Raw genomic sequence first — 2,903 nt, 5'->3', positions numbered from 1 at the left:
TAAGAGGCTGTTTTGTAATTTTATTTTCACGCTCAAGGCGTATTCGAGTTATCTCATGACTCTTATTCATCCAGTTTTAGTTACAGGCTCGGCAAAGCCCTAATAAACTTACGGATTTGTATTGCTCATCTTTATTATATACCTAAACTAATTTTCCGTCATGAGTTAGCAGGCGAAGCCTGCTTGGAGTTTTAGTTTTTGTCCGTTAACCAGTAGTTAATTTTTAGTCTAAATCACTTCATTCAGATTCACTTATACACCATTGGTTTAAACACTGTTTACATGAACAGTTCAAGGCGTATAATATAATGTAGCACTAATAGAAAACACTAACTATTGTGACAAAATGATTTTTAACAGGAGTTTCTTTATGAATCAAAAAGATTGGATGGAATACTTTGAAGCCGTTAATGGGCGACCGCCAACACCGCAAGAATATACCGCTGCATTGACTGCAAGGGAATTCATCATCACACAGGATGCTCTAACTTCTACATCACCTCAACCAACAACTTCTTCACTAGATGAACCATTTAATGCATCAACTTCAGCAAATATTGAATCCCCTCAAGTCAATATTGAGTCATCAATTCACCCATTAGATAAACTCAATTCAGAAACCACACAATCCCTAAATAGTTTTAAAGCCCAGGGAAGCAGCTATTTATCCTGGTTTATAGACAATCTCAAAAAACCTCAATACCAATCTGCTGACTCTCATCTCCAGTTCGGATTAATCACCTTATCTCTAGCATCCCTATTTATCGGAGGAGGATACAGTAACTTCTATCTTCGTTTCTTCTCTTCCCTTGTTAATCCTTCCATTAATGGAAATAGCCTCTCGTCACTTGTGGGTGAAATTATTGGAACTGTTCAGGGATCTATTTCTGCAGGATTTGGTCTTAGAGGAGTTTTGATTTTTTCTCTAATCTATTTTTCTGGTTATTTTCTACTCGCACTTTTACCCCACTTATTTCAAAAACAAGCTCAAAACTCTAATGTATCTTTGCTAGAGCGTTTAGGGAAATCCTTATCCTTCACTCCTCTATTAGCGACCCTAAATCTTTTTGGTCTTTTCATTAGTTTCTTGATCCCCTCAAGTCTACCGCTTGACTTTAACAATTTAATTTCAGCACTTGCTGGGCTTGGAACAACGGGAGGAAGTCCCTTTACCGGAATCGCAGGCATTTCATTTCTAGCTGCTGAAAATCCGCAGATGGGAAGTATCAGCATTTATTTCGGGCTAATTTGTCTAGTTACCATTATTGGTTTTGGCGTTCTGCTTGTTAACTATACTGGAAATTTCCATAAAAACTTAACACGATTTAATCCTTTTTATAATGCGCTCATTTCTTTAGCCGTGTTTGCTCTTATTCTGTTTGTTCTTGATAAAACACTTACAAGTGCCTATCAAGCAGGATTTGAACCTATTAAAAATTCACTGAATGAATTAGGATCCTCCGCGGTTTCAGCAGTTACAGATGCTATTAGTGAAAATTCTGAGGAATTATTCGATGGCCTCGGTTCACTTTTTGAATAAGAAACAGTGCTTATAAATGGAAAGGAGCTCCTCGTGAATGAACTATACCCTTTTGGTCCAATATTTAAAGAGTTTCGAGTCGCAAGGAATTTAAGCCTGAAAGAAGCTGCAGGTGAAATCGTTTCACCTCAGCTACTTAGCCAATTTGAAAATGGTAAAAAGAATATTTCCATGGAAAAATTCACACGGTTACTTATTTCAATCGGTGTTTCCTTCACAGACTTTGCTATCCGATTTTCCAGAGACGCCGATGGCGTTGACCAAGTGATGAACATCTTCTACAATATTGAAACATCTGGTGTAACTCGGAAAAATCTACTACCTACTTTCCGTAAAGAATTAGATCCATTTTTACACGATAATAAACCTCTAAAAGACAATCTATTGGATAACTTGATTCCTATTATGCTATATGGAAAAAGTCAAATGTCTTCTGAGCTTTCTGATGACTTTAAAAAGAAAATCTCTCACATCTCATTTCCCTATAGAAACACCTTGGAGAAAGATTTGCTGACAACTAGTCTTCGCAAACGTCCTTTATCTGAACTATTGCAGGATGCTGAAGATATCCTAGATTTTGCTAAAACTACCACAGCAGACCAAGATTTTTACTATATTACCATTCATTTAACAACTCTTGTTGGAACTTTATCCAATTTGGGATTCTTGAAAAAAGTAGATGATTTCATCAAAGAATTCGATGAAATTCTTAAGAAAAAAGGGGGCTTAATTCCACTTCAGATTGTAATCTACTATTACATTCAAAAAACTCATCATCTCTTAAGAAAAAATGACCTAGAAGGTATTCGCTTAGGACGGTTGGTTTTAGATTTATTGGATAATCCGCTCGTCCTTAATGTTAGTAGCGACCTTCAAGAAAGCAAACACTTGTTTATTAAGACTTTTGAGGAAAACAATAATACGGGGATACCATTAATTGAGGAATAATAGAATCTGACAACACAAACAAGCGCTATCATCATTTTTGGAAACTTTTCAAGTCTTACTATCTTTAAAATCCCATTAAGCCAAATTATTCATACCTAACTTAATCAAAACCACCCGTAAAAACGGGTGGTTTGTTCTTCGGCTGAAAGCCTCTATTACCGGCCAAAACCTAAAGGCTTGTCCGAATGGTCTCCCTTATGCACCACTTCTCCAGCTGACCCGGCTAGCGGGTCCCTTTCTGTTCTACTTCCTTATATTTTTCTGACCCGTGAATGGATCGTACTCCTCGAATATGCTTAATTGGTCCGCTATCACGTCATCTTGTAATTGATTACGAATATATTCTTCTATTCGCTTCTGATTCCTACCAACTGTGTCTACGTAATACCCTCTACACCAGAATTTTCTATTGCCA

The 2,903-nt window shown here is 36.9% G+C and carries 2 protein-coding genes and 1 pseudogene; 2 read left to right on the top strand and 1 reads right to left on the bottom strand.

Going from position 1 to position 2,903, the window contains the following annotated elements; genetic code table 11:
* Window positions 1-370 precede the first annotated feature (370 nt).
* Both I1A59_RS09240 and I1A59_RS09235 read left to right on the top strand, forming a co-directional pair.
* Window positions 371-1,540 (top strand): hypothetical protein, encoded by a 1,170-nt coding sequence (locus tag I1A59_RS09240; protein WP_196092469.1) that lies wholly within the window; start codon window positions 371-373, stop codon window positions 1,538-1,540.
* Window positions 1,541-1,573: 33 nt separating this feature from the next.
* Window positions 1,574-2,488, top strand: a complete 915-nt coding sequence (locus I1A59_RS09235; RefSeq protein ID WP_196092468.1) for a helix-turn-helix transcriptional regulator — start codon at window positions 1,574-1,576, stop codon at window positions 2,486-2,488.
* Between the two features lie 243 nt (window positions 2,489-2,731).
* Here the strand turns inward: I1A59_RS09235 and I1A59_RS09230 are convergent.
* Window positions 2,732-2,903 (bottom strand): annotated as a pseudogene (locus tag I1A59_RS09230) (IS200/IS605 family transposase); the annotation flags it as partial.

The sequence above is a fragment of the Streptococcus sp. NLN76 genome, assembly GCF_015686645.1.
GTDB lineage: Bacteria > Bacillota > Bacilli > Lactobacillales > Streptococcaceae > Streptococcus.
This window is presented reverse-complemented; position numbering and strand designations above follow the sequence as displayed.

Coding starts and splice junctions, on each gene's coding strand:
- I1A59_RS09240 (WP_196092469.1), top strand. CDS start 371: ATGAATCAAAAAGATTGGATGGAATACTTTGAAGCCGTTAATGGGCGA.